A 22,253-nucleotide genomic window follows, 5' to 3' on the forward strand; every position below is an offset into this window, starting at 1 on the left:
GAATTCAAGGAATCTTGTTATGAGCGAAGCCATTCGTTACGAAAAAGGTCAGGACGCCATCGTCGTGCTGACCATCGACATGCCGGGCCAGAGCGCCAACACCATGAACGCCGTATACCGCCAAGCTATGGGCGCCTGCGTTGCGCGGCTGGTGGCGGAAAAAGACAGCATTGCCGGGGTGATCATCACCTCGGCGAAGAAAACCTTCTTTGCCGGCGGCGACCTCAATGAGCTGATCAAAGTCGGTAAACCCGAGGCCAAAGCGTTCTATGACATGGTGCTGAGCCTCAAGGGGCAATTGCGCACCCTGGAAACCCTCGGCAAACCGGTGGTCGCAGCGATCAACGGTGCCGCACTCGGCGGAGGCTGGGAAATCTGCCTGGCGTGCCATCACCGGGTGGCGCTGGACGATGCGGCGGTGCAACTCGGTCTGCCGGAAGTGACCCTCGGACTGTTGCCGGGCGGCGGCGGAGTGGTGCGTATGGTGCGCATGCTCGGTATCGAAAAAGCCCTGCCGTATCTGCTCGAAGGCAAGAAGATCCGCCCACAGCAGGCGTTGCAGGCCGGTCTGATCGATGAGTTGGCGGCGGATCGTGACGAGTTGCTGGCCAAGGCGCGCGCCTGGATTATCGCCAACCCGAGCGCGGTGCAGCGCTGGGATGTGAAGGGCTACCAGATTCCCGGCGGAACGCCGTCGAATCCGAAGGTCGCGCAGATGCTGGCGATTGCGCCGTCAATCCTGCGCAGTAAAACTCAGGGCACGCTGCCCGCGCCGGAGAAAATCCTCTGCGCGGCGGTGGAGGGCGCGCAGGTCGATTTCGACACCGCGCACCTGATCGAAACCCGTTACTTCACCGAACTGACCACCGGGCAGATCTCGAAAAACCTGATCGGCACCTTCTGGTTTCAGCTCAACGAAATCAATGCCGGCGGTTCGCGGCCGCAGGGCTTTGAGCCCTATGTCACGCGCAAGGTCGGTGTACTAGGTGCGGGCATGATGGGCGCCGGGATCGCCTTCGTCAGTGCCTCGGCTGGTATCGATGTGGTGCTCAAGGACATCAACCTGGCGGCGGCCGAGAAGGGCAAGGCCCACTCGGCGGCATTGCTGGACAAGAAAGTCGCCCGTGGGCAGATGACGGCTGAAAAACGCGAGGCGGTGCTGGCGCGGATCCAGGCCAGCGAGAGCGATGCCGATCTGGCGGGTTGTGATCTGATCATCGAGGCGGTGTTCGAAGACCGTGAACTGAAGGCTAACGTCTCCTCTGCAGCGCAAAAGATTGTCGGTCCTGACGCGGTGATTGCCTCCAACACGTCAACGTTGCCGATCACCGGGCTGGCGACGGCGGTACCCGATCAGAGCAAGTTCATCGGTCTGCATTTCTTCAGCCCGGTGGACAAAATGCCGCTGGTGGAAATCATCAAGGGTGCGCAGACCAGTGCTGAAACCCTGGCGCGCGGTTTCGACTTCGTCCTGCAGATCAAGAAAACCCCGATCGTGGTCAACGACAGTCGTGGCTTCTTTACCTCGCGGGTGTTCGGCACCTTCACCAACGAAGGCATCGCCATGCTCGGCGAGGGTGTTAGCGCGCCGATGATCGAGACCGAAGCGCGCAAGGCCGGGATGCCGGTCGGGCCGCTGGCGATCTCCGACGAAGTTTCCCTCAGCCTGATGAGCCATATCCGTCAGCAAACGGCCAAGGACCTGCAAGCGGAAGGGAAACCGCTGACAGAGCATCCGGCGTTCGCTGTGATTGACTTGCTGCTCAACGAATACAAACGCCCGGGCAAAGCCGCCGGCGGGGGCTTCTATGATTACCCGGCGGGAGGTCAGAAGCATCTGTGGCCGGAGTTGAAGACGCGTTTCGAGCAGGCCGACGGGCAGATTTCGCCAAAGGATGTGCGTGATCGTCTGCTGTTTGTGCAGGCTCTGGAGACCGTGCGCTGCGTAGAGGAGGGTGTGTTGACTTCGACGGCAGATGCCAACGTCGGCTCGATCTTCGGCATTGGATTTGCCCCATGGACCGGCGGCGCATTGCAATTTATCAATCAGTACGGCGTGCAGGACTTCGTCGCACGCGCGCAGTATCTGGCTGAGCAGTACGGCGAGCGCTTTGCGCCACCGGCGTTGTTGCTGGAAAAAGCCGCGAAAGGCGAGTTGTTTTAAGTGATCGGCTGAGCGCTGCGGGGCTTGCCTTGCCGGGGTGTTTCAAGGCAGGCTCTGGGTGTTCATTATTCCCATCACGTGTCAGGTATTTTTTATGTCGTTACGCATCTGCATTCTGGAAACCGACATCCTGCGTCCGGAACTGGTCGATCAATATCAGGGTTACGGGCAGATGTTCCAGCGCCTGTTCTCGCAGCAACCGATTGCCGCCGAGTTCACCGTGTACAACGTGATGCAGGGCGAATACCCGAGCGACGACCTGACCTTCGATGCGTACCTGATCACCGGCAGCAAGGCCGATTCGTTCGGCACCGACCCGTGGATCCAGACTCTCAAGCAATACCTGCTGACTCGCTACGAGCGTGGCGACAAGCTGCTCGGCGTGTGCTTCGGCCATCAACTGCTGGCGCTGTTGCTGGGCGGCAAGAGTGAGCGCGCCACTCAGGGCTGGGGTGTCGGCACCCACAACTACAAACTGGCGGCCAAGGCGCCGTGGATGAGCCCGGTGCGGGAAGAGCTGACGTTGCTGATCAGCCACCAGGATCAGGTCACGGCGTTACCGGAAAACGCTACGGTCATTGCCTCCAGCGATTTCTGCCCGTTTGCCGCGTACCACATCAACGATCAGGTGCTGTGCTTCCAGGGCCACCCGGAATTTATCCACGACTATTCGCGGGCGCTGCTGGATCTGCGCCAGGACGCGCTGGGTTCGCAGATCTACTCGAAAGGCGTGGCTAGCCTGGAGCAGGAGCACCATGGCACCACGGTGGCGGAATGGATGATGCGGTTTGTGGCGCACAAGCCTGAGGCTGCTTGATAGCAGATCAAAAGATCGCAGCCTGCGACAGCTCCTACAGGGTGTACACCATCCCAATGTAGGAGCTGCCGCAGGCTGCGATCTTTTGCTTTTGCTTCCCTACAACCACCCCGACCTCTTGAAACTCGCCCACAAACTCACACACCCCACCGTAATAAACCCCAACACAGCGAAATAGCCGTAATGCCAGCTCAGCTCCGGCATGTTCTGGAAGTTCATCCCGTAAATTCCCGCCACCGCCGTCGGGAACGCCAGAATCGCCGCCCACGCAGCAAACTTGCGTTGCACCACACTTTGCCGTGACGCCTCCAGCAACACGCCGATCTCGATGGTCTGACTGGCAATGTCCGCCAGCGTCGTCAGGTCTTCCATCTGCCGCGTGACGTGAATCTGCACATCGCGGAAGTACGGGCGCATGTTCTTGTCGATGAACGGGAAGCTCAGTTTCTGCAGCTCCTCGCCGATCTCTACCATCGGCGCTGCATAACGGCGCAGGCGCAACACATCGCGGCGCAGGCCGTGAAGTTTCTGGATGTCATGCTCGTTCAACGCACTGCACAGCACGTTGCGCTCCAATTCATCAATCTCGGCATGAATCGCTTCGCCGACTGGCTGGTAGTTTTCGATCACGAAATCCAGCAGTGCATAGAGGACGAAATCTTCGCCGTGCTCGAGCAACAGCGGCCGCGCCTCACAGCGCTGGCGGACATGCGCATAGGACGCCGAGTGGCCGTTGCGGGCGGTGATGATGTAGCCCTTGCCAGCGAAGATATGCGTTTCGATGAACTGCAAAATCCCATGCTCGCGGATCGGCGAGTAGGTGACGATAAACAAGGCGTCACCAAAGGTTTCCAGCTTTGGCCGGCTGTGTTTTTCCAGGGCATCTTCGATGGCCAGTTCGTGCAGGTTGAACTGGCGTTGCAGATTGGCCAGCTCCTGAGCGTCCGGCTCTTCCAGGCCGATCCAGACAAAATGCCCGGTTTTTGCGGCCCAGGCGGCGCCTTCGTCAAGCGTGATATTGGTGACTTTCTTACCGGCGCTGTAAACCGCAGCAGCAACAACTCGACCCATGGTGGTGGTTCACTTCTTCTTGGCAGATGGCAGGGAATACAAGGCTTCAGCTTAGCCGTGTCGCTGCTTGAGAGTCAGTGAAATCTGCACAGTTCACCCGGCAAAAGAAAACCCGCACGAGGCGGGTTGGTTTTTCACGCAGCTTGCAGCTGCTGATCCATCGCGGCGATGCACTCGCGCATCTGTTCGCGGCATTGGGACATGAGCATGGGCATGTCATCCATGGTCAGCCCGGCTGTAGGAATCGCCGGCAGCGAGCGTATGAGAATTTTCCCGCTGCGCCAGCGGTTCAGGCGCATGTGCTTGATGTAGCTGCTGACGCACACTGGCACGATCGGTACACCGGCGGCGATCGCCATCTGGAACGCACCTTTCTTGAATGGCAGCAGTTCTTCACCGAGGTTGCGCGTGCCTTCCGGGAACACCCAGATCGACGTGTCTTCGTGTTGCAAAGTGTGGGTGGTGGTGAGCATCGACTTGCGCGCCTTGTGCGCGTTCCCACGATCAATCAACACGTTGCCTGCCAGCCAGAACAGTTGCCCGAACAGCGGCACCCATTTCAGGCTCTTCTTGCCGATGCACACAGTCCGGCGGGGTACCACGTTGCCGAACACGAACAGGTCGTAGTTGGACTGATGGTTGGCCACGATCACGCAGCTGTCGGGCTTGTTCATCAACGGGCCGACTTCAGCCCTCACACGCAAACGCAAAATAAACATGGCCGGTAGCGCGTAGAGGCGGGCGCACAGTCGGCTGTTGTCCGGGTTGAACGGACGGCACAGCCCGAGGATCACGCCCAGCACGCCGGCCAGAATAAAGTGCAGGCCCATCAATAACATACGAAACACAAACAGCATTTTCAGGCCCCACCGGGACAAAAGGTGGCGCAGTGTACGGATGTGCACTGTTTTCGGCAATTGTTGCTATAGAGTGCGGAGATAGGCGATGTTTAAGCGCATGTTTCCGAGTTGATTGTCAGACCCGTGCTAGAGCAGTCGACGCTCGATCAACCAAACGCGCAAGAAAAAGCCCGACACGACGGTCGGGCTTTTCTTCGGCTCGGGAAGCGTGGGTTTAACCCAGATGCTCCTGATCCTGAATGATCGCGTTGTCGAGGGCTTCGAGCAGTGCCTTGCGCACTTTGAGCTTGGTGTTCTTGTGCGCGTTCATGTTGATCTTCTTCAGCTGACGCGCTGCTGCCAGGGCTGCGCCTTGCAGCTCTTCGGCAGTCACCACTTTGTCGAGGAAACCGGCATCCACCGCGCTTTTCGGATCAAACATCTCGCCGTTGATCACCGAACGGTGGAACGCCGAGCGACGCAGGCGATCACGGGCCAGCTCAATGCCGGCGTGGTGCATGGTCATGCCGATCTGCACTTCGTTCAGGCCGATGCTGAACGGGCCATCGACGCCGATGCGGTAATCGGCAGACAACAGCAGGAACGCGCCTTTGGCCACAGCGTGACCAGGGCAGGCGACAATCACTGGGAACGGATGAGAGAGCAGGCGGCGGGCGAGGGTCGAGCCAGCAGTGACCAGCGCCACGGCTTCTTTAGGCCCGGCGGTCATCACCTTCAAGTCGTAGCCGCCCGACAGAATTCCCGGCTGACCGGTAATGATCACGATGGCACGATCAGTCTTCGCCTGATCCAGCGCCGCGTTGAACGCCGCAATCACGTCCGGGGAAATGGCATTGACCTTGCCGTTGTTCAAGGTCAGGGTCGCGATACCGTCTTCGAGGTGGTAGGCAATCAACTCACTCATGACGCTATTCCTTGTAAGAAAGATGGGCAGACGTTACCCACCACCGCAGGCCAGGTAAAGCGCCGTGACTGACCCGCCAGTCACCGTTTCCGGCCGCGCCCGGCGTAGCACGCCGTTCTGCTTCTATATAGAAGGGTGGCCGTCACCAGAGATTGTCCGGTTTGCCATCGCCCTGGGTGGGTCGAAACGCCTTTATTTCTTAAGCGCATGAAAACTCTGAAAAAAAGTTTGCCATCAGAAAAGCTTTCGACTACATTAGCGCGCCTCGACAGACAGAACATGTTTGAAGAGATACGGTGAAGTGTCCGAGTGGCTTAAGGAGCACGCCTGGAAAGTGTGTATACAGGAAACTGTATCGAGAGTTCGAATCTCTCCTTCACCGCCAAATTCAGTAAACGCAAACCCCTGATTCTCCTAGAGAAAGTCGGGGGTTTGTGGTTTTTGGCGTCTGAAAAAAGGCCATATGGGACTGAGATGGGACTGGAGCGCCATTTTGGTGCGCAAAATGGCGGGCGACTGACCATTGCCAGCGGCCCGATGATCTAGGCTTCTGCGAACCGAACTCCAAGGAAGGCTGCTATGCCAAATAACTCAGATTCCAACATTGCCACTGCAGATGCGCTCACGTTGCTACTGCACAACCAGCATGCGCTTGGGGCGGCAATAGAGGAGTTTACTAGGTGGCTTTCAGAAAATGGCGTAGAGACGGTTGCGGAAAACGCGGTCGTGGCCATGGAAACGCTGGATACCAACGCGAAAGCGATTGAAGATGCGATTCTGCGACTTCGACAACTCTAGATGGGATTCCGTTTCCTATGACAGAAAGCATGCATTACGAACAAGCGTTGAATTACATGGAGCGCATCGTCAATGTGCTTTCCTTGCGCGTTCCTGCCCCCAGACCTGTCTCTTTTAAGAAATCTTTCGTCTATCGGCATGTAGAGAAAACCGTACATCAGGCGTTGGTACAGAAGCTTGCGCGGCTGGTGAGTAGTCTCAACGCCGCAAGGTTGCTGTTGGAAGCTGGGTTTGTTCAAGAACAGGCCTCTCTACAACGTATTCTCGATGAAATCACCGAAGACATTTCTTTCTTGGCACTCTCCGTAATAAACGGAGAGTCGACTCCCATACATGAGCAATATCTGGAGAATTTCTTTCAGGAAGAATTTGATCCCGGCGCAGAGTCTGTTTCATCGTCAGACAGAGGAATGATTCCCCGGAAAAAAATTCGTGCCTATTTGGATCGGTGCGTGAGTGGCCCAAAAGGCAGCAGCAAGCACCTGGAAACTGCCAGAACGCTCAGCAAGGCTTATTCGGGTTACATCCACGCAGCCTCACCCCAGATCATGGATATGTATGGGGGAGCATCGCGCGGATTTTTTATGCGAGGCATGCACGGTACTACGAGGCAAGCTGAACATCGTGCTGACTTTTGGAATTATATGTATCGAGGTCTCATGGCCTGCGGCTTCTCAGCGATGGCATTCGGTGATCAGGAGTTATTTAATTCAATTCGCGATTATGAGGCTAGCTTTCAGAAGGCTACAGGCACCAACTTCCAGTCCAATGATTGGTCAACGCTGGATTAGACAGTTACAGATAGTTCCGTCCTATGTTCAATCGGCCCCCACACATGGTTATGGTGTGGGGGCCTTTTTCTGGCAGCGTGGAAACCAGTCTCCCCCAGGCTGGCTTACCACTCCCTGACCTTCTGGCTTCGCGAAAGTGGTGGACTCAGTGGGTTCAACGCAGCGCTGTAACCGGTGACAGCTTCAAGGCCATTTGCAGCATCCCTACCACGTCGGGTCCGTCTTCATTGATCCACGTCCCGTAGTGTTGACGGATCATGTTCCCGTTGGTGTGGCCCATCTGTTCGGCGATCCAGTCGATCGACGCCACACCAGTGGTCAGCAGCTGACTGGCGTACGTATGCCGACACTGCCCTGGTCCACGATACCTCACCCCGGCCGCGAGCAAGTGCGCCTTGAAGAAGCGGTCGCGGACCACGAAGTCGTTGGCGTGCGGTAGACCGCTTTTACTGTTCAGGAACACGAAATGCAGTTTGTGCTGGCGCACTGTCTTGTTGTCCCGCTCGACGACCTCCACGGTTTCCGCCTGGCGTCGGCGAGTCAGCGCATCAATCTTCTGCAGCGCTTCCCATGCCGGTGCCAGCAGGCGCACGCGGCGCGTTGATCGGCGGGTTTTGGTCACGCGGTAGGCGCCGCGCACCTTGGATCGGCGAAAGGTCACGGTGCCTTGCGCCAGGTCGACATCCTCCCAAGCCAGGGCGATCGTCTCCGACACCCGAGGGCCGGCCCATAACATGAACTGCACCATCAACAGCTCGTGCGTACGGCTGGTCGGAGTGTCGAGGATCTGGTTGATCTCGGCCCGGGTGAATGGGTCCGGGGCCTCCGGATCCGGCAGGCGCACCATCAAGCCTTCGGTTGGGTCGTGGGCGACTTTCATGCGCGTGCGGTACAGACGGAACACTTGGCGCACGTTGCTGATGATGTCGCGGATGGTCTTATTCTTCAGGGTTTTCGACAGCGTGCCCTGTATCCATTCCTGCAGGTCCAGATGATCGATCTGGTTGATCTGTGCCTTGCCCCAGCGCGGCCGCACATGTACCTCGGCCTTGTTGGCATACCCTCGGTAGCTCGACGCGGCAACGCTGTTGGCCTTGATCTTCAACCACAGGTCCAAGTAGTGGCCAAAGGTGTTTTCGACCAGCTTTGAGGAATTTGGAAAATGCCGGGCATAGTCAAAGGTGCCGGTCTGGATTTCGTAATCGATGATGCCGAGCAGGCGTTTGGCCTGGGCCACGGTGGCCGGCGTGTTGCCTCCGGGAATCGATTCCCGGCATTTCTCCCCGTTGTGTTGAAAGTAGATTCTCACGGAATTGCCGCGAGCTTCGACGCCACTCATGTAAACCCCTAACGCTGTACTCGTGTATCGACAGTCTGACGATCGGAAACAAAAAGGCCCGTTTCCGGGCCAAGTATCTGCAGGCGCATCTTCTAGTGGACGCGGTTATCGCTTGGGCGGGTGATGGCGCCGGTGGGCATTGAGTAACTGGCGCTGCCGGCTGCACTTGGCATGGTTGCCTTGCACCCGCCACTTGCCGCACAGGTCGCACACGCTGGTGTGGTCCAAGTTCCAGGGAAAGCGCCGCGCGGAGATTGCTGGGTCGTTAGACATGGCGTGAGTCACCCTGTGTTGCGGGAATGGCGAGCAGCCGAGTGACCACTGCCGCATCCGTTGCGCTCAACTCGCCTAGGGTACGGGCCATCTGGCTTAGGCTTTCCAGGCGCGTGCGTGATTCCGGGGTTTTGTGCACCAGGTAGCCGATGACGGCCGCGCCGATCAGCGCGGTGGCCACCAGGTGGCGCGCTGGTGTGGTAGCCTGCGTGCCGCTGCTGCTTAGGTTCTGTACTTGCATGTTTGAGTCCTCTGTAGTGGTCGGGTGTCGAGGAGCTGCAACTCCTCGACACTGTTTTTCAAAGGTCAGTCCTTTCGGGCCAGGTGAACCACCAGGCCGTCAAAATCCGGCAGGTGTTCGACACAGGACTGCCATTCCAGAACCTTCAAAATCTGTTGCCGGCTGCAGTCGTCGACCAGGATTTCGCGCTGGCCACCGGCGGCGCGGACTTCCAGGATCTGCAGCAAACCTTCTTCGCCATAGGCACCGGCCTGGATGATCGGCGCGCTTTCGCCGACAAACGCCAATCGATCCTGAACGGCCTGCAGTTTGTTGGTTTTGCCGTCGCCGGCGTTGCCCATAAACACTTGAACTTGCATCGGTGTAGCCTCCTTTTACGCTTTGAAGATCCAGCACTTGACCGTCGTCGGACGGCCCGGCGCCAGTGGGGTTTTGGCGTTCAGCGCCGCGCGTACCGCGCTGTGCACGGCCTTGTTGGCGTCCAGAAATTTGTGCGAACGGGATTCTTTGAGCAGGTCGCGCAGGGTCGCCACGTCGGCCAGCTTCTGTTTGTGTTCGGCGGCGCGTTCGCTGAATTCGTTGAGGTTGATCGCGATGACGCCAGGGTCGCTGCTGTGGTCGACCACCGGGTCTTCGCTGAGCGATTGCAGGTAGTCGTACACCTCCCAAAACTCGGCCACCGCCGGATGGTCGGAGCTGATCGAAGCCTGGCGTTCGATGGCCATGCGCACGATCTGGCGCTGGGTGGCGGCAACCTGGGGTTCGTCCAGTTTCAGGACCAGGCGCAGGGCATCGAGCAGCGACAGCAGCTGCGCATGGTTCTTGCTGATTCGCTCGACGCGGATGTACCCACGCAGGTCGTACCCGCAACTGCTGCAGTTGCCTTGTTCGTTGGGATACTCCGTACCGCAGGCAAAGCAGTGGGTGTGCAGGCGGCGCAGTCTGGCTTCGTGTTCGGGCATGCGTTGGGCGAACAGCTCGAGCACAGCTGATTCCTTACCGACGGCCCGAATCAGGAAGTGGCTCAGCGTGCCGCCGTCCAAGGCGTTCAGCTTGTCCGCTGCAGCGCGGCTTTGCGGTGTCACTGTCGGCCGGATGAAATGCAGCTTGACGATCCGAGTCATGATCGCCTCATGGGCGACCACGGCCGCGTTCTGGCTGATGGCGATCGTCCCGCGAAACGGCGGTTCGTAGGTTTCGTTGCCGGCGGTCTTCACACCCTTGGTGGCCAGCGTGCCCCCGCCGTAGAAGTCTTTGAGCTCGTCCCATTCGAAGGTCTTGGCGTGGGATCGATCATCGCCGTGGCGATCGGCTTCCAGAAACACCACCGGCATGCCCGACACCTGGCCCATCAACCGCGAGCGACCGGCTTTCGTCGACTTCATTGGGTCAAAGCCTTCGTAGCCTTCACGGCCGAGCAGTTTCCACAGCAGGTTGAGCAGGGTGGTCTTGCCGGCGCCGGCCTCGCCGGTGGCTTCCAGAAACGGAAACGACTGGTAGCGTGCACGGATCTGCTCGCAGAACAATGAGCCGAAAAAGAACACCAGTGCCACCAGGCCCTGGGCACCGAAGCAGGTCCACAGCAGCGGCAGCCAGGCTTCATTGAAGTCCTTACCATCGCGCTGTAGTTTGATTGGGACGCCTTTTTGCAGCGTCTTCAGACGCAGCTTGCCGAACTCGAAATAGTCCTCGCTGTTGACCTTGTAGGTCGTGCCATCCTTGATCGCCAAGTCGCCATAGACGTAGCAGCCGTATTCCTTGCTGTAGCCCACGTAGTCGATCGTCGACACGGTTTTGATGCCGAACAGTTGGTCCTTCATCAGCTTGTCCAGCTGCTGACCGCTGCCGGTATACATGGCACCGGCTGCCATCCCGAGCAGGCGTTTTTTGAATTCACTGGCCGCTGACAACTGCCCGCTGGTGAAGGTGTTCTTCACGCTTTCGGAGTCGTGCGGGAAATCGACGCGCAGGTAATACCAGGACTCGTCCGTCACTTCGTTGCGCTGGAAATACAGGGCTTGCGGGTAGCAGTTGGCAATCTCGACTACGCTGCCCGATTGCTGCAGCGCTTTCTCGCGCTGCTGTGCCTGGTTGAGCAACTGATCGTCGTGATTCTCGCTGTCCTCGATGTCTTGCATCGCCCGGTTGAATTTCTCCATGTCCAACTTGAACCAGTACAGGCGACTACCGAAGCCCAGGTGGAATTCACCACGCTTGTTCCAGTCGTACATGAGCAACGCTTTTTCGGCCGCGCTTTCGGCAAGCAGCAGGGCGCCCAGGTGACGCGCCTGTTTCAAATCAGCCGCGATCTGGTCGGCGCGTTGGCTCTCGTCTTCGATGAAACTCCAGCGCTGATGCAGATCGTTCCAGTCGGTCTTGCGGCCGTCACGCAAAGGGATCTGCGCCGCCTCACAGACGAACCCCAGCGCTCGCGCCTGCTTCGCCCAGCGTTTGGTGTAGGCGTGGGCGCCCGACTCGTTGTCGAGCGCCCAGACCAGCTTGGGCAACCTGCCGTCGCGGTCACGGGCGAGGGCTCGCAGTGATTCTTCAGGGAATGCATTCGAGGACATGGCCGACACCGCGACGATGTCGTTGTGCACCAGGGCGATCGCGTCAAAGATGCCCTCGACAATCCAGACTTCTTTCGCTTCCAACAGGTCCACGCACGGCGGGCACCACCAGACGCCGCGATAGCTGTCCTTGGATTTGAACCGGGCTTTCATCTTGCCGAAGCGATGCGGCCGATCGATCAGGCGTTCCCACCAGCCGCCTTTGTCCAACGCGAAGCGCACGGTTGCGCTGCCGGCGTTGTGCTCTGGGGAGTAAAAGCTTTCCTGGGTGAACCAGCCCTGGATCAGCTCGATGCGAAAGCCCCGGGCAAACTCAAGGTAGGCCCGGGCGGTGGCATTGGGGTGTTGGTCGGTGGCCGGCGCACGCTTGCTCCAGTCTTCGAACAGGTCTTCGTACAGCTCCTTCACGTGCAGGGTATGCGCGCATTTTTCAGGTCTGCCGCAGATCACCAACCACGGAGCATCAAAACGGGTGTACAGCGTTTTCTGACGGCACTTGGGGCAGGTGCCGCCGCGCATGTAGTCAGCATTTGCCCGTTGCTTGAGCCCGTAATCGGATTTCAGGCGTTCGATCACGTCGCTGCGCAGTTGCTCTTTCATGGTTACTTCGCTTTCTTGAGGCAGAGGGAGAGGGCGCCGATCAGATGTTTCTGAGCAGCCATCACGGGGCAGTTGGCGAGAATTGACCCGTGGCGCAGACCATCGGGAATCAGGCGGAACTGGTCTGCGTACCAGAGTTCGTTGAAGCTGAGACGGTACTGCTCGCGCAGGTTGGCCAAGAGCGCTTGAGCCTCTACAGGCGTCAGTTTTGCGTTGATGTTCAGGGCGTTTTCCATCGTCAAACCTCAATTTCGGGCGCAGCTCACCCAAACCCACGGCAATGGGGATCGGGGATTTTGTTGGTTAGGTGTTAGGAAGCGGTGATGCGAAAGCGCCCGTTATCGGGAGCAATGAGGATGCGTTCGTAGATCAGGCTGACTGGGATTGCCCAGGCGTTGCCGGTGGCGGTATCGAAAATCACGGTGTGCGTTGATGTGCTGTTGATGACATCCAGTCGCTGCCGATCGCCGACCGCTGCCATTTCACTGTTGGCCAGATGCACCAGCCGTTCGGCGTGCTGCATTGTGGCGTTGTAATCCGTCACAAGGTGCTGAACAGCGCGTTTGAACAGTTGCTGGTCGTCGCCCAGATGTTCGCACTGATGACGCTCAAGAAAAGAAAAGGCCGCGGTTTTGAGCATGTCCTGATATTCCTGTACGGCCGGCAGATTGTTCATTGGCTTTTCCCCGGTTTGGCACGGTACAAGTCGATAGCGGCCAGCACTTCGGCGTGTCGTGCGGCCATGTGGAGGTTGTGTGCGGCAAGGATGTGTTCGGCTTCTTCCACGCTGATAGAGCCGTCTTCCAGTGCTTGGGCTATCGCCTGGTCAACGCAACCGCGCTTTGCCGATACCTGCACCGATCGAGCATACAGTTCGACGTTGTCCAGTTTCTCCGGGTCGGCGACGGCTACAAACAAGCCGCCATACATCTGCGCCACGTAGTTCGGAAAGTGGTGGGTGCCGCTGGCTTGCTCCAGCATGTAAATCTGCAAATCCGTCAATGGACTGCAGCCGGCATTCTCGTAGGCGTGGTTGTCGAATTTTTTGACTTTCATTCCCAAGCGAGCTGCTGCGCCTTCGCGTCCCTCGGGAAAGCTGCGAATGATCTCGCGCATCGCTTCCTTGCGTGTCTCTAGAACAAGGCTTTTCATCTTCTACTGTTCCCTGTTGGTCCGTACCGTTACTGTTCGATTACGCCGTCTTTGATCCCGAGTAGTACGGCGGCGCGATGTGCCTCTCCCCGGCGACAATGGCTCTGGCCACTCAGCACCGCATAAACGGTGCTGGGGTTTAGTCCGTGCAATTTCGCGAAGTCTTTCGCTGATTGACCTCGCTTCTCCAAGCCCTGTCTTGCTTGCTGGCGGGCTTGATCGTTGATGTTTGTGTTCGGCATAGTGCAATTCCGTGCATTTTCATGTGTCGGGAATGCAGAATGATGCACATAAGTGCATTTGTAAACATCGGGAATGAAAAATTTTGCACGATTCTGAAAGCATCGGCTCGCGATTGCGGGAAGAGAGAAAGAAAAGCGGGCTGACTCAGGATCAGGTTGCCGAGGTTCTTGGTATTTCGAAACGCACCCAAGCTAACTACGAAGCAGGCAGCAGCGATGCCCCGGCGTGGTATCTGAGTAAGGTTATGCGCGAGCCAGGTTTTGACGTGCATTACATCCTGAGCGGTCAGCACACGACAGCTACGGAAGCTTCGCTTTCCGAAGTTGAGAATCTGCTTGTGACGCAATACAGAACCATCACGCCAGGTGATCAAGAAGCAATCCGCCGATTTCTGAAAGCGATGGCGGACGACGCTGCCCGTCAGAAGAATTAACTCGCAACATAACCTTGTATGACATTGGTCGCCCCCGCGTTCTAAAGCCGACGCTCATCCCGTCAATGCTGATTCAGCCATGCACTTTATGGAGTAGTCAGCATGTTGGATCGCATCAAAAAAGAACCTCTTTGCTTGGGATTTGCCGAGTTCGAATGGCACAACTTGAGCAAAGCGGAACGCCGCCTCATTGGCCTATACCGGTCATTGAGTGAAAAGGAGCAAGGTCAGCTTCGTCGGCTATCTGAAATTCTTGCCATCAATCCTGAAGAGTCAGCCAACAGCTGATGTCTTGATCGCCGACGTTTCGGTGTCGGCGATTGACCTGTCACGCAACTGCCTGCGCCCCGAGCTGCTCGAACAATTCCCGCTGTTTCGCCCTGGGCATTTCCCGAAGACGATCAAATAGCAATCGGTCAAAGGTTTGCGCTGATGGACTCAGCGTGTGGGAAAACGTCAAATGGGCTACCCATGTATGCCCGCACTGGACGTCCAGGCACTGGCAATAGAGCGTCACGAAATCTGGCGATTGCGGCTTGCTATCCCGGATTAATCCCTTGTTTCCACACTTACATGTCACTCGCATATGTCCCTCCCCAGGGGCAGCTGATCGCCACCATACTGCCACAATTCGTAGTGGTAATCTCTCCGAAAGGTTTTTCATGTAGTGGTATCCACTACATCTGGCGCAGTTTTCCAGCTAAAGCGCCTGTCTTCGCGTAACCGGTAATTGAGCTGATCGAACAGCTGGCAAATCGGTCGAATCTCGTTGCTGGTGTACACGCGATCGATCTTTTCAATGTCGCCAAATCCGCCGGTGTTTTCCGGGATGATGCCGGCCAGCGCAGGGTTCATTCGCCAGGCTGCAATGACGTCGTTCCGGGTGATGTTCTTCACCTTCTCCAGTTCGTCTTTCGCCTGAAAGTCACCCACGGGAATGATCTGAATCGCGTTCTCTTTGCCATTGGGGATGTTGACGAACATCGATCGGAAGTTGCCCACGCCCTTGCTCGCGCTGATCTGGGCGCGCAGTTCTTCTTCGTCCTCTTCCGTCAGATCGGGATCGTTGGTGTAGAAGATGTAGCCGGCGTGCGCGCCGTTGCTGTAGTAGCGCCGGCGGAAGAGGGTAGCGGCCTCATTCAGCAGCAGCGCCTGCAGGCCGCCCAGATAGTCTGGAATCCCGTAAATGTTCTGTTCCACGTCGTAGTCCAGAACGTGGGAGATTTCGTGCGCCTCGAACTCCATCTCCTTATTGTCGGGGAGCAGCATCACGAAGCCGCCGTCGACCTTCACGCGCATGTTGATCGCTGGCAGGTGCTGCAACTCCAGCACTTGGCCGAATGCGTTGGTGTCGTTGTAGAAGTACGCTTCGCCGAACACCATGTAGTCCAGGCCGGCGCGCCCCATCGTCTCTGTGCTGCAGCCAGCCGAGGCGATGAACTCACGCAGCAGCAGGTTGCGCTTGAACTTCGGAATGGCGCCGTGGTGCGCGTTGGCGCGCAATAGCTTGGCCAGACCAGCCCGGGACACTGGCGGCTTGTAGATCTTGCCGTCGTCGCTGGGAAACACGCCCACGTACTCGCCGATATTGCCGGACAGAACCTGCTCCGGCTCCCCGAACGTAAACGAGCGCATCGGCTGCTGCTGTGGTTGGGCTACGTGGTGCTTTCTGCGTTTGCGGTTGGCCATGGCTGCTCTGGTTGCTCGTGACGTAGCGGCTACGGCGCCGCTTGTTGGTGTTCAAAGGTTCGTTGGACAGGGCGTGCATCACCGCCCAGGCAATGTCGGCGTGGCCGGTGGCCTCGGTGCGGGATGCGCTGTAAGTGATCTGGCCGCTGTTGGTGGCGCCGCGCTTGATGGTCAGGAAGGCCTGGGCGATATCCGTCCATCCGGCATCCCACTCAATGCGACTGCCTTGAATCGTGTCCTGGGCTTTGAGCACCAGGGCGTTTTTCGCTTCCAGGCTGTAGTGAATCGGTGTCGCCTTGGCGTAGAAGTCGCGCACCAGGTCGAAAACGCCGTAACCCACGCCGGTGACATCGATGCCGATGTGCTGCACGTTAAAGCGCTCGGTCAGCTTCTTGACCTGCGCGGCCTGGTAGGTGAACGAATGGCCCCGCCAGCTGTGCTTCTCCAGGATCCGGAACTTCGCCCCGGGTTCGAGCGGCGGCGCAATGACCACGCAGGTGGCGTCGTCGCGAGTGCGGCTCGGGTCGTACCCCAGCCAGACCGGGCTGTTGCCGAACGGGCGATCCAGATCCGGGTTGTAGTCCTCCCACAACGACAGATCCGAGTAGCAGCGCTCCAGATCCTTGAGACTGAACGCGCTTTGAGTGCTGTCGATGAATTTGCAGTAGAACAGCTGCTGGAATTTGTCCTCGTCGTACTCCAGCTGCAGCTGCTCGAGGTCGAACAGATCGCAGCCGCCGGCGATCGCATCGTCCAGGGTGATCGTCTTGCGCCACTGGCCGTCCGGGCACAGCGCGCCCTGCGTGTAAGCCGCTTCACTCGGCCACACGCCGCCGGCTTTCTTGCCGCGCTTGCTGTTGCGGAACTCTTCGCCCGACCAAAACGGGTACGCCTGGTGCGATACGGCGCTGGGCGTCGAGAAATAGGTTTTGCGCCATTTCTTGTGGGTGCCCATGGCGCTGGCGACGGTGCTGAGCTTTTCGAAGTCGCGAATCCAGAAATATTCATCCACGTAGACGTGGCCGTGATACCCCTGGGCTGTGCTGCTGTTGGTGCTGAGAAAGCGCAGCTCGGCGCCGTTGCTGAGGGTGATCGGGTTGCCGGTCAGTTCAATGCCGAACCACTGCTGGGCAAACTGGATGATGTAGCTGCGGAAGATCTCGGACTGCGATCGGCTGGCTGACAGAAACACCTGGTTGTCACCGCTTAACACGGCGTCCATGAACGCTTCGCCGGCGAAGTAGTAGGTCAGACCGACCTGACGGCTCTTGAGGATGTTCCGGATACGGCGGGTCAGCGGGTTCTGTTTCGCCTCGAACAGCTCTTTCTGGTAGCCGTACATTTTCGAGATGAACTTATCCAGGAAGTCCACTTCGGTCAGGCCGCTGATGTCGTTCTTCGCCTTCTTTTCGCGCTTCTTGCCGCCGCCCTCGCCACGCTCACGGCGTTGACCAGGCTGACGCTCGGAAGGCTCGTCCGGACGATCTGATGGCGCTGCCGGCGCAGGTTTGGCCGCGAGCTTTTTCAGACGCTCCAGCAGGCTCGTCAGCCGCTCCAATTCTTTCAGCTCGGCGTCCGTCAGAGGATCGACCTTCTCCAGAATTAGGGTGATCCGCCGGTTGACGGCGCTCAACGGTTCTTCGTCCGTCAGCATCTCGTCCCAGCCGCCTTGGCGGATCCAGTAGTAGACGATTCGGATGTTGGGCAGCTTCAAATGCGCCTGGATTTCCTTCACCGAACAGCGGCGCAGGTAGAGGCGTTTTGCGGCTTCTTTGACTTCGGTCGGGTAGTTCATGGGCCGCAGTCTATGCGGCGAAAACGCCGGAAACGCGAGCTGAAAGGAGGCGTTATTCGTAGAGTTTTTTTCTACGAATCGTGCCGAAGCAAAGCGTTTGTTTGGGGGATTTCGGCTCCCTATCGTGGCGGCTCATTCAACGATTGAGCGCAGTTATTACTCATGCCCCGTTCCCTTGTCTCCTACTGGAAACGTGTTGCCACCAGCGGCCCGACCGTCGATGGCCGCGAGATCCTTCCCCAGGAACTGCGCGACATCGCCGAGACCTACACACCTGCCAAGTACACGGCGGTGATCTGGTGCGACCACGAACGCTGGCCAGGTTCGCACGGCACCGTGTTCGCTGTGCGTTTGGTGGAAGAGGGCGAGGATCTGGAGCCTGGTCAAATCGCACTGGAAGCGCAGCTAAAGCCGAACGACCGCCTTCTGTACCTCAACGACCAAGGCCAGAAGCTGTTCAGTAGCATCGAGATCACCCCGAATTTCGCCGGCAGCGGCAAAGCCTATCTGACCGGTCTGGCGGTGACTGATTCGCCGGCGAGCCTCGGTACGCAAGAGCTGTATTTCTCCAATCGCACCAGCCGCGCCGCGTACTACGCAGCCTCGCAAGAACTCGGCCCCCTGCGTGAAACCGAGCCGCAGGGCGAGATCGGGCGCCTGGCCGCCATGTTTACCCGCCTGTTCAAGCGTTTCGGCATTGAAGACACGCCCACCGAAACCACTCCGCAAACCCCAACCGAGAGCAACCCCCCAATGGATGAAGCTACCGCAACGGCCTTGAAAGCCCTGCTGGCCCAGCTGCTGGTCGTCGCTGCCGGCATTCAGGCCGTGATCGAGCCTGCAGCCGAAGACGCACCGGAACCCGATCAAGCCCCGATCGATGACGTCAGCACGGCTGTCGACGAGATCGTCACCACTGCCGAGGAAGAGCGCGAATTCAAGCGCAACGGCAGCGGCAACAAGGCAGTGCTTGCAGCGCTGAGCAGCCTGCAGAAGCAGTTCACTGCGCTGCAGAACACCTCCACCGGACGTCAGTTGCCGCGCAATTCCGGCCCGACTGACAAGTCCAAAGCGCGGGTACTCTGACCATGGCTCGTTCCCTGAGCGCCTACGGCGCCAAGATGTACGCCGAAATGCAGCTGGCGATCGCCGAGACTTACGGTGTCGAGCTGGCCAGCAAGATGTTCTCTGTCGAACCGTCGATTGCCCAGGAACTGAACGAGGCTATCACCGCCAAGTCGGACTTCCTGCAACGCATTAACGTCCTGCCCGTGACCGAGATCAAGGGCGAAAAGGTGTTCCTTGGCGTTTCTGGCCCGGTGACTGGCCGCACCAATACCAAGACCACCGACCGCGAGGCGAAGGACGCTTCGGCGCTGGATAACAGCACCTACGAACTGTCGTCGACCGAATCGGACGTTGGTTTGCCTTACGCGAAGATTGATGCCTGGGCCAAATTCCCGGACTTCCATCAGAAGTACTCGGCTGCCGTGCAGAAACAGATCGCCCTCGATCGCATCATGGTCGGCTTCCACGGCACCCACGCCGCTGCGCAGACCGACATCGCAGCCTATCCAATGCTGCAGGACGTGAACAAAGGCTGGCTGCAGCAGCTGCGCAAGCAGGCACCGCAGCAGGTACTCAAGGAAGGCAAGACACCTGGCAAGGTCACCATGGGGCCGGGGGGCGATTACGAAAACCTCGACGCCCTGGTGCATGACACCAAGCAAATGGTGGACGAGCGTTTGCGCGACGGCGGCGACCTGGTGGCGATCATCGGTTCCGACCTGTTGGCCGCTGACAAGGCGAAGCTGTACGCCAAGCAGGGCGACACCCCGACCGAAAAAGAGCGCATCGAGGACGCTCAGGTGATTGCCACCTACGGCGGTCTGCCGAGCTTTAGCGTGCCGTTCTTCCCGGTCAACGGCGTGCTGGTCACCAGCTGGGACAACCTGTCGATTTACTTCCAGGACTCCAGCTGGCGCAAGCAAACCGTGGACAACCCGAAACGCTCCCGCGTCGAGGATTACAACAGCCGCAACGAGGGCTACGTGATCGAGCAGCTGGAAAAGATCGCGCTGACCGAAAACGTGGAGCTGGTGAAGTGAGCCTGGCCCTTGCCCACAAGCGCCGCATTCTGGCTTTGGGAAGCGCTGCAGTGATCGCTGCTGCAGCGGCACCGCTGGCGTATTCGCCGGCGGAAGCCCTGAGCAGTCCGGCCAATGCCAAAAAGCATCTGCAGCTGCAGGAAGCGGCAATGGCGCAAGACCTGGAGCGCCTGAGCGCGATCAAGGGGCTGGCCGGGCGTCAGGCACTCAAACGTGAGGAACTGCTGCCCAAGTACCAGGACTTTATTCAGCGCTACATGGATTCGGGTCTGGTGATGCCAAATCCCATCTTGGTGCAGGTGATGGTCTGGCTGTTCGACACCGAGCAGTTCGAAGACGGCCTGGTGCTGGCGGACTTTGCGATCGAGCAGGGTCAGGAAATGCCGGAGCGCTTCAAGCGTCGCGACGTGCAGACCTTTGTCGCGGATGCAGTGATTGATTGGGCCTACGCCGAATACAACGCCCAGCGCAGCCCGGAGCCTTACCTGTCCAACCTGCTGCCGCGTGTCGACGGTGAGTGGGATCTGATCGAGCAGATCCCGAGCAAGTACCACAAGTTGATTGGCATGCGAGCAATGGAGGCCGAGCAGTGGGAAACCGCGCTTGAGCACCTGGAGCGCTCCACCGAGCTGTACGCGAAAGCCGGCAACGAGACGCGGATCAAGAAGTGTCGCATCGCCTTGGCCAAACAAGCCCCCGCCGTCACTGGCGCCCAATAACCGACTACCCCCCCCCAGCGGGGAACTGTGGACGTGTGTCTGCCATTTATGGCCAGCCCCACGAAAAACAGTCTCCCCGCCCTAATTCGAGCGGTCAGCAATGAGCTTTTCCGGGAAACCCACCACCTTTGTGGAACAGATCATCGAGAACGACGGCTTCTGGCCGGATCTCTCCGTGTCCGAATTCCAGAAGGGTTACCGCCTGCCGGCGGAATTCCTGGGCGACCTGCTGACCGACGCTCTGAGCATCGCCATGGCCGAGGTCAACGATGACCTGGCCAAGCTCAAAACCAGCTGGCTGGCGACGGGCATTGTGACCGTGGAAAAAGCCGATCCGATGCTGCTGCCGGAACGTGCCTGGAAAGCGAAGTTGTACAAGCGCGCTGTTTACTGCCGCGCCAAGGCCAGCGCCCTGCAGCAGTTCGCCACCGTGACCCGACGTGAGAGTGCTGAGAACACCGGCAAGGAGGCGCCGGAGCGTGAAGACACCTTTCTCGCGTTCAGTCAGCAGGCTGTGCGCGCCCTGCAGGGCCGTGGCCGCATCACGGCGGCGCTGCTATGACCAAGCTGCAAGGACTGACCACCTACCTTTTGGAACGCCGCCTGGTTGCGCCTGAACAGCTCGACAGCTTCACCGAGCAGGTAAAGCTTTCGCTGATCTGGAAACCCGACGTCGGCGGCATGCACTTCGCGGATATGCGCTATCGCGCCGCGATTGTGCTTGAGCGCTTTGCCGATCATCCGGCACGTCTGATGGCCCTGATAGGCAGTTGGCTGGAAAACCACGACGGTGATCGCGACCGCCACGAACTGCCGGCGCCGGAATTCGCCGTGGAGCCGTTGGACAGCGACCTGTTCGATGTGGAAGTCACGCTGGAATTCGTCGAGCCGCAGTACCTGTCCGAAGATCCTGCAGGCGAGATTGAGGCCTTCGGCAAGACCTGGGCGTTTGTCCCCTTTGATCTGTGGATAGCCGAGCGCGGCGAGGTGGCCACCGATGGCCGGTCGTAGCACTTTCGAACTCGACGTGCGCGGTCGCCTCGGCGTGCGCGAGCAACTGGCCTTGTTGAGCCTGCCGCCGCAACTGCGCCGCCGGCTCTTGAACCAGGTCACCAAGCGCGTGCGGACGATGAGCCGCAAGCGTGTGCGTGAACAGCGGAATCTGGACGGCTCGCCGTTCGCCCCGCGCAAGGGAGACGGCAAAGGCAAAAAGAAGATGGAAGCCGGCCTGGCCAAGTTGATGGTGGTCACCCGTGTGACCCCTGACGAAGCGGAACTGGGTTGGAAAAACGGCCTGACCCGGTGGGTCGCTGCCCAGCAACACAACGGTGCAAGCGAACGCCGCACGGCCGCGCAGATGCGCCGCTGGAACAAGACCCCTCCGGGATTGGCTGCGACCGACAAACAGGCCAAGCGTCTGCGTCGGTTGGGCTTCCGTGTGCGCCAAGCGGGAAAAAAGACGCTGGCCCGGCCGTCCGTGGCGTGGATTCAGGAACACGTGAACTACGCCCAGGCCGGGCTGCTGATCCGTGTCCTGGACGACCAGCGCAAGGAAAACACCGGCGCGCAAAGCTGGGAAATCACCCTGCCGAAACGCCAGTTCATCGGCGCCGAAACTGAACGCGACACCAACCTCCTGATTAACCAGGTGTTGGAACAAATCCTTACTTCAACCCGCTAACGAGG

General features: G+C 58.9%; 26 protein-coding genes and 1 tRNA gene. 13 read left to right on the plus strand and 14 right to left on the minus strand.

Translation table 11 applies throughout. The features are described 5' to 3' along the window. The first annotated feature begins 19 nt into the window (after positions 1 to 19). Complete coding sequence (locus B1722_RS25385) at positions 20 to 2,164, plus strand: 3-hydroxyacyl-CoA dehydrogenase NAD-binding domain-containing protein (RefSeq protein ID WP_086794749.1); 2,145 nt, start codon at positions 20 to 22, stop codon at positions 2,162 to 2,164. A gap of 94 nt (positions 2,165 to 2,258) precedes the next feature. Beyond that, the gene (locus tag B1722_RS25390) at positions 2,259 to 2,981 is read left to right on the plus strand and encodes an amidotransferase (protein WP_041068915.1); all 723 of its coding nucleotides are present in this window, start codon (positions 2,259 to 2,261) and stop codon (positions 2,979 to 2,981) included. A 99-nt stretch (positions 2,982 to 3,080) separates the two neighbouring features. Here B1722_RS25390 and B1722_RS25395 read toward each other — a convergent pair whose 3' ends face one another. The 3 genes from B1722_RS25395 to B1722_RS25405 form a co-directional block, all read right to left on the minus strand. Further along, a complete protein-coding gene (locus tag B1722_RS25395; protein ID WP_027613314.1) occupies positions 3,081 to 4,052 on the minus strand; it encodes a magnesium and cobalt transport protein CorA in 972 nt (323 codons plus the stop codon). A 134-nt stretch (positions 4,053 to 4,186) separates the two neighbouring features. Continuing rightward, positions 4,187 to 4,909: a 1-acylglycerol-3-phosphate O-acyltransferase gene (locus B1722_RS25400; RefSeq protein ID WP_041068918.1), complete on the minus strand. Its 723-nt coding sequence runs from the start codon at positions 4,907 to 4,909 to the stop codon at positions 4,187 to 4,189. Between the two features lie 217 nt (positions 4,910 to 5,126). After that, entirely contained in the window at positions 5,127 to 5,816 is a 690-nt protein-coding gene (locus B1722_RS25405) for a crotonase/enoyl-CoA hydratase family protein (RefSeq protein ID WP_086794750.1), read from the minus strand. 295 nt (positions 5,817 to 6,111) lie between these two features. On the opposite strand from B1722_RS25405, the gene B1722_RS25410 reads away from it, so the two are divergent. From B1722_RS25410 to B1722_RS25420, 3 genes are all read left to right on the plus strand, one after another. After that, positions 6,112 to 6,201: transfer RNA gene (locus B1722_RS25410), tRNA-Ser, on the plus strand. A gap of 194 nt (positions 6,202 to 6,395) precedes the next feature. Next, positions 6,396 to 6,614 carry a hypothetical protein gene (locus B1722_RS25415; protein ID WP_086794751.1) on the plus strand — a complete coding sequence of 73 codons (219 nt, stop codon included), beginning with the start codon at positions 6,396 to 6,398 and terminating at the stop codon, positions 6,612 to 6,614. Positions 6,615 to 6,643: 29 nt separating this feature from the next. Then, positions 6,644 to 7,405, plus strand: a complete 762-nt coding sequence (locus B1722_RS25420; RefSeq protein ID WP_140396048.1) for a hypothetical protein — start codon at positions 6,644 to 6,646, stop codon at positions 7,403 to 7,405. 154 nt (positions 7,406 to 7,559) lie between these two features. Here B1722_RS25420 and B1722_RS25425 read toward each other — a convergent pair whose 3' ends face one another. The 8 genes from B1722_RS25425 to B1722_RS25460 form a co-directional block, all read right to left on the minus strand. After that, a complete protein-coding gene (locus tag B1722_RS25425; protein ID WP_086794753.1) occupies positions 7,560 to 8,744 on the minus strand; it encodes an Arm DNA-binding domain-containing protein in 1,185 nt (394 codons plus the stop codon). A 265-nt stretch (positions 8,745 to 9,009) separates the two neighbouring features. Continuing rightward, on the minus strand, positions 9,010 to 9,258 hold the full coding sequence (locus B1722_RS25430; RefSeq protein WP_086794754.1) for a hypothetical protein: 249 nt from the start codon (positions 9,256 to 9,258) through the stop codon (positions 9,010 to 9,012). A 65-nt stretch (positions 9,259 to 9,323) separates the two neighbouring features. Further along, positions 9,324 to 9,617, minus strand: coding sequence for a hypothetical protein (locus B1722_RS25435; RefSeq protein ID WP_086794755.1), 294 nt, complete (start codon positions 9,615 to 9,617; stop codon positions 9,324 to 9,326). A gap of 15 nt (positions 9,618 to 9,632) precedes the next feature. Further along, positions 9,633 to 12,428, minus strand: a complete 2,796-nt coding sequence (locus tag B1722_RS25440) for a toprim domain-containing protein (RefSeq protein WP_086794756.1) — start codon at positions 12,426 to 12,428, stop codon at positions 9,633 to 9,635. 2 nt (positions 12,429 to 12,430) lie between these two features. Continuing rightward, complete coding sequence (locus B1722_RS25445; RefSeq protein WP_086794757.1) at positions 12,431 to 12,664, minus strand: hypothetical protein; 234 nt, start codon at positions 12,662 to 12,664, stop codon at positions 12,431 to 12,433. Between the two features lie 74 nt (positions 12,665 to 12,738). Then, entirely contained in the window at positions 12,739 to 13,104 is a 366-nt protein-coding gene (locus B1722_RS25450) for a hypothetical protein (protein WP_086794758.1), read from the minus strand. Next, positions 13,101 to 13,580, minus strand: a complete 480-nt coding sequence (locus tag B1722_RS25455) for a YmfL family putative regulatory protein (RefSeq protein ID WP_086794759.1) — start codon at positions 13,578 to 13,580, stop codon at positions 13,101 to 13,103. The genes B1722_RS25450 and B1722_RS25455 overlap by 4 nt, the downstream gene beginning before the upstream one ends. A 29-nt stretch (positions 13,581 to 13,609) precedes the next feature. After that, positions 13,610 to 13,822, minus strand: a complete 213-nt coding sequence (locus B1722_RS25460; RefSeq protein WP_025111111.1) for a DNA-binding protein — start codon at positions 13,820 to 13,822, stop codon at positions 13,610 to 13,612. A gap of 83 nt (positions 13,823 to 13,905) precedes the next feature. Between B1722_RS25460 and B1722_RS25465 the strand changes: the two genes are divergently transcribed. Beyond that, complete coding sequence (locus tag B1722_RS25465; protein WP_086794760.1) at positions 13,906 to 14,256, plus strand: helix-turn-helix domain-containing protein; 351 nt, start codon at positions 13,906 to 13,908, stop codon at positions 14,254 to 14,256. Between the two features lie 102 nt (positions 14,257 to 14,358). Further along, the gene (locus B1722_RS25470) at positions 14,359 to 14,544 is read left to right on the plus strand and encodes a hypothetical protein (protein WP_025111113.1); all 186 of its coding nucleotides are present in this window, start codon (positions 14,359 to 14,361) and stop codon (positions 14,542 to 14,544) included. Positions 14,545 to 14,584: 40 nt separating this feature from the next. On the opposite strand, the gene B1722_RS25475 is transcribed toward B1722_RS25470, so the two are convergent. The 3 genes from B1722_RS25475 to B1722_RS25485 form a co-directional block, all read right to left on the minus strand. Next, positions 14,585 to 14,842, minus strand: a complete 258-nt coding sequence (locus B1722_RS25475) for an ogr/Delta-like zinc finger family protein (protein ID WP_081794887.1) — start codon at positions 14,840 to 14,842, stop codon at positions 14,585 to 14,587. A 74-nt stretch (positions 14,843 to 14,916) separates the two neighbouring features. After that, the gene (locus tag B1722_RS25480; protein ID WP_176393388.1) at positions 14,917 to 15,786 is read right to left on the minus strand and encodes a phage portal protein; all 870 of its coding nucleotides are present in this window, start codon (positions 15,784 to 15,786) and stop codon (positions 14,917 to 14,919) included. After that, positions 15,698 to 17,740, minus strand: a complete 2,043-nt coding sequence (locus tag B1722_RS25485; protein ID WP_086794762.1) for a terminase large subunit domain-containing protein — start codon at positions 17,738 to 17,740, stop codon at positions 15,698 to 15,700. The genes B1722_RS25480 and B1722_RS25485 overlap by 89 nt, the downstream gene beginning before the upstream one ends. A gap of 162 nt (positions 17,741 to 17,902) precedes the next feature. Here B1722_RS25485 and B1722_RS25490 point away from each other — a divergent pair, with 162 nt between their 5' ends. The 6 genes from B1722_RS25490 to B1722_RS25515 all read left to right on the plus strand — a co-directional run bounded on the left by B1722_RS25490 (position 17,903) and on the right by B1722_RS25515 (position 22,248). Further along, positions 17,903 to 18,826, plus strand: a complete 924-nt coding sequence (locus B1722_RS25490) for a GPO family capsid scaffolding protein (protein ID WP_086794763.1) — start codon at positions 17,903 to 17,905, stop codon at positions 18,824 to 18,826. A 2-nt stretch (positions 18,827 to 18,828) separates the two neighbouring features. Further along, a complete protein-coding gene (locus B1722_RS25495; RefSeq protein WP_086794764.1) occupies positions 18,829 to 19,848 on the plus strand; it encodes a phage major capsid protein, P2 family in 1,020 nt (339 codons plus the stop codon). Then, positions 19,845 to 20,567 carry a phage terminase small subunit gene (gpM, locus tag B1722_RS25500; protein ID WP_086794765.1) on the plus strand — a complete coding sequence of 241 codons (723 nt, stop codon included), beginning with the start codon at positions 19,845 to 19,847 and terminating at the stop codon, positions 20,565 to 20,567. The genes B1722_RS25495 and gpM overlap by 4 nt, the downstream gene beginning before the upstream one ends. 100 nt (positions 20,568 to 20,667) lie before the next feature. Then, positions 20,668 to 21,129, plus strand: a complete 462-nt coding sequence (locus B1722_RS25505; RefSeq protein ID WP_086794766.1) for a head completion/stabilization protein — start codon at positions 20,668 to 20,670, stop codon at positions 21,127 to 21,129. Continuing rightward, complete coding sequence (locus B1722_RS25510) at positions 21,126 to 21,578, plus strand: phage tail protein (protein WP_086794767.1); 453 nt, start codon at positions 21,126 to 21,128, stop codon at positions 21,576 to 21,578. The genes B1722_RS25505 and B1722_RS25510 overlap by 4 nt, the downstream gene beginning before the upstream one ends. Further along, positions 21,565 to 22,248: a phage virion morphogenesis protein gene (locus tag B1722_RS25515; RefSeq protein ID WP_086794768.1), complete on the plus strand. Its 684-nt coding sequence runs from the start codon at positions 21,565 to 21,567 to the stop codon at positions 22,246 to 22,248. The genes B1722_RS25510 and B1722_RS25515 overlap by 14 nt, the downstream gene beginning before the upstream one ends. Positions 22,249 to 22,253: the final 5 nt, after the last annotated feature.

Origin of the sequence: Pseudomonas sp. SCPG-7 (genome assembly GCF_002156405.1) — a bacterium.
Taxonomy (GTDB): Bacteria; Pseudomonadota; Gammaproteobacteria; order Pseudomonadales; family Pseudomonadaceae; genus Aquipseudomonas; species Aquipseudomonas parakoreensis.

Coding starts and splice junctions, on each gene's coding strand:
- B1722_RS25385 (WP_086794749.1), top strand. CDS start 20: ATGAGCGAAGCCATTCGTTACGAAAAAGGTCAGGACGCCATCGTCGTG.
- B1722_RS25390 (WP_041068915.1), top strand. CDS start 2,259: ATGTCGTTACGCATCTGCATTCTGGAAACCGACATCCTGCGTCCGGAA.
- B1722_RS25395 (WP_027613314.1), bottom strand. CDS start 4,052: ATGGGTCGAGTTGTTGCTGCTGCGGTTTACAGCGCCGGTAAGAAAGTC.
- B1722_RS25400 (WP_041068918.1), bottom strand. CDS start 4,909: ATGCTGTTTGTGTTTCGTATGTTATTGATGGGCCTGCACTTTATTCTG.
- B1722_RS25405 (WP_086794750.1), bottom strand. CDS start 5,816: ATGAGTGAGTTGATTGCCTACCACCTCGAAGACGGTATCGCGACCCTG.
- B1722_RS25415 (WP_086794751.1), top strand. CDS start 6,396: ATGCCAAATAACTCAGATTCCAACATTGCCACTGCAGATGCGCTCACG.
- B1722_RS25420 (WP_140396048.1), top strand. CDS start 6,644: ATGCATTACGAACAAGCGTTGAATTACATGGAGCGCATCGTCAATGTG.
- B1722_RS25425 (WP_086794753.1), bottom strand. CDS start 8,744: ATGAGTGGCGTCGAAGCTCGCGGCAATTCCGTGAGAATCTACTTTCAA.
- B1722_RS25430 (WP_086794754.1), bottom strand. CDS start 9,258: ATGCAAGTACAGAACCTAAGCAGCAGCGGCACGCAGGCTACCACACCA.
- B1722_RS25435 (WP_086794755.1), bottom strand. CDS start 9,617: ATGCAAGTTCAAGTGTTTATGGGCAACGCCGGCGACGGCAAAACCAAC.
- B1722_RS25440 (WP_086794756.1), bottom strand. CDS start 12,428: ATGAAAGAGCAACTGCGCAGCGACGTGATCGAACGCCTGAAATCCGAT.
- B1722_RS25445 (WP_086794757.1), bottom strand. CDS start 12,664: ATGGAAAACGCCCTGAACATCAACGCAAAACTGACGCCTGTAGAGGCT.
- B1722_RS25450 (WP_086794758.1), bottom strand. CDS start 13,104: ATGAACAATCTGCCGGCCGTACAGGAATATCAGGACATGCTCAAAACC.
- B1722_RS25455 (WP_086794759.1), bottom strand. CDS start 13,580: ATGAAAAGCCTTGTTCTAGAGACACGCAAGGAAGCGATGCGCGAGATC.
- B1722_RS25460 (WP_025111111.1), bottom strand. CDS start 13,822: ATGCCGAACACAAACATCAACGATCAAGCCCGCCAGCAAGCAAGACAG.
- B1722_RS25470 (WP_025111113.1), top strand. CDS start 14,359: ATGTTGGATCGCATCAAAAAAGAACCTCTTTGCTTGGGATTTGCCGAG.
- B1722_RS25475 (WP_081794887.1), bottom strand. CDS start 14,842: ATGCGAGTGACATGTAAGTGTGGAAACAAGGGATTAATCCGGGATAGC.
- B1722_RS25485 (WP_086794762.1), bottom strand. CDS start 17,740: ATGAACTACCCGACCGAAGTCAAAGAAGCCGCAAAACGCCTCTACCTG.
- B1722_RS25490 (WP_086794763.1), top strand. CDS start 17,903: ATGCCCCGTTCCCTTGTCTCCTACTGGAAACGTGTTGCCACCAGCGGC.
- B1722_RS25495 (WP_086794764.1), top strand. CDS start 18,829: ATGGCTCGTTCCCTGAGCGCCTACGGCGCCAAGATGTACGCCGAAATG.
- B1722_RS25505 (WP_086794766.1), top strand. CDS start 20,668: ATGAGCTTTTCCGGGAAACCCACCACCTTTGTGGAACAGATCATCGAG.
- B1722_RS25510 (WP_086794767.1), top strand. CDS start 21,126: ATGACCAAGCTGCAAGGACTGACCACCTACCTTTTGGAACGCCGCCTG.
- B1722_RS25515 (WP_086794768.1), top strand. CDS start 21,565: ATGGCCGGTCGTAGCACTTTCGAACTCGACGTGCGCGGTCGCCTCGGC.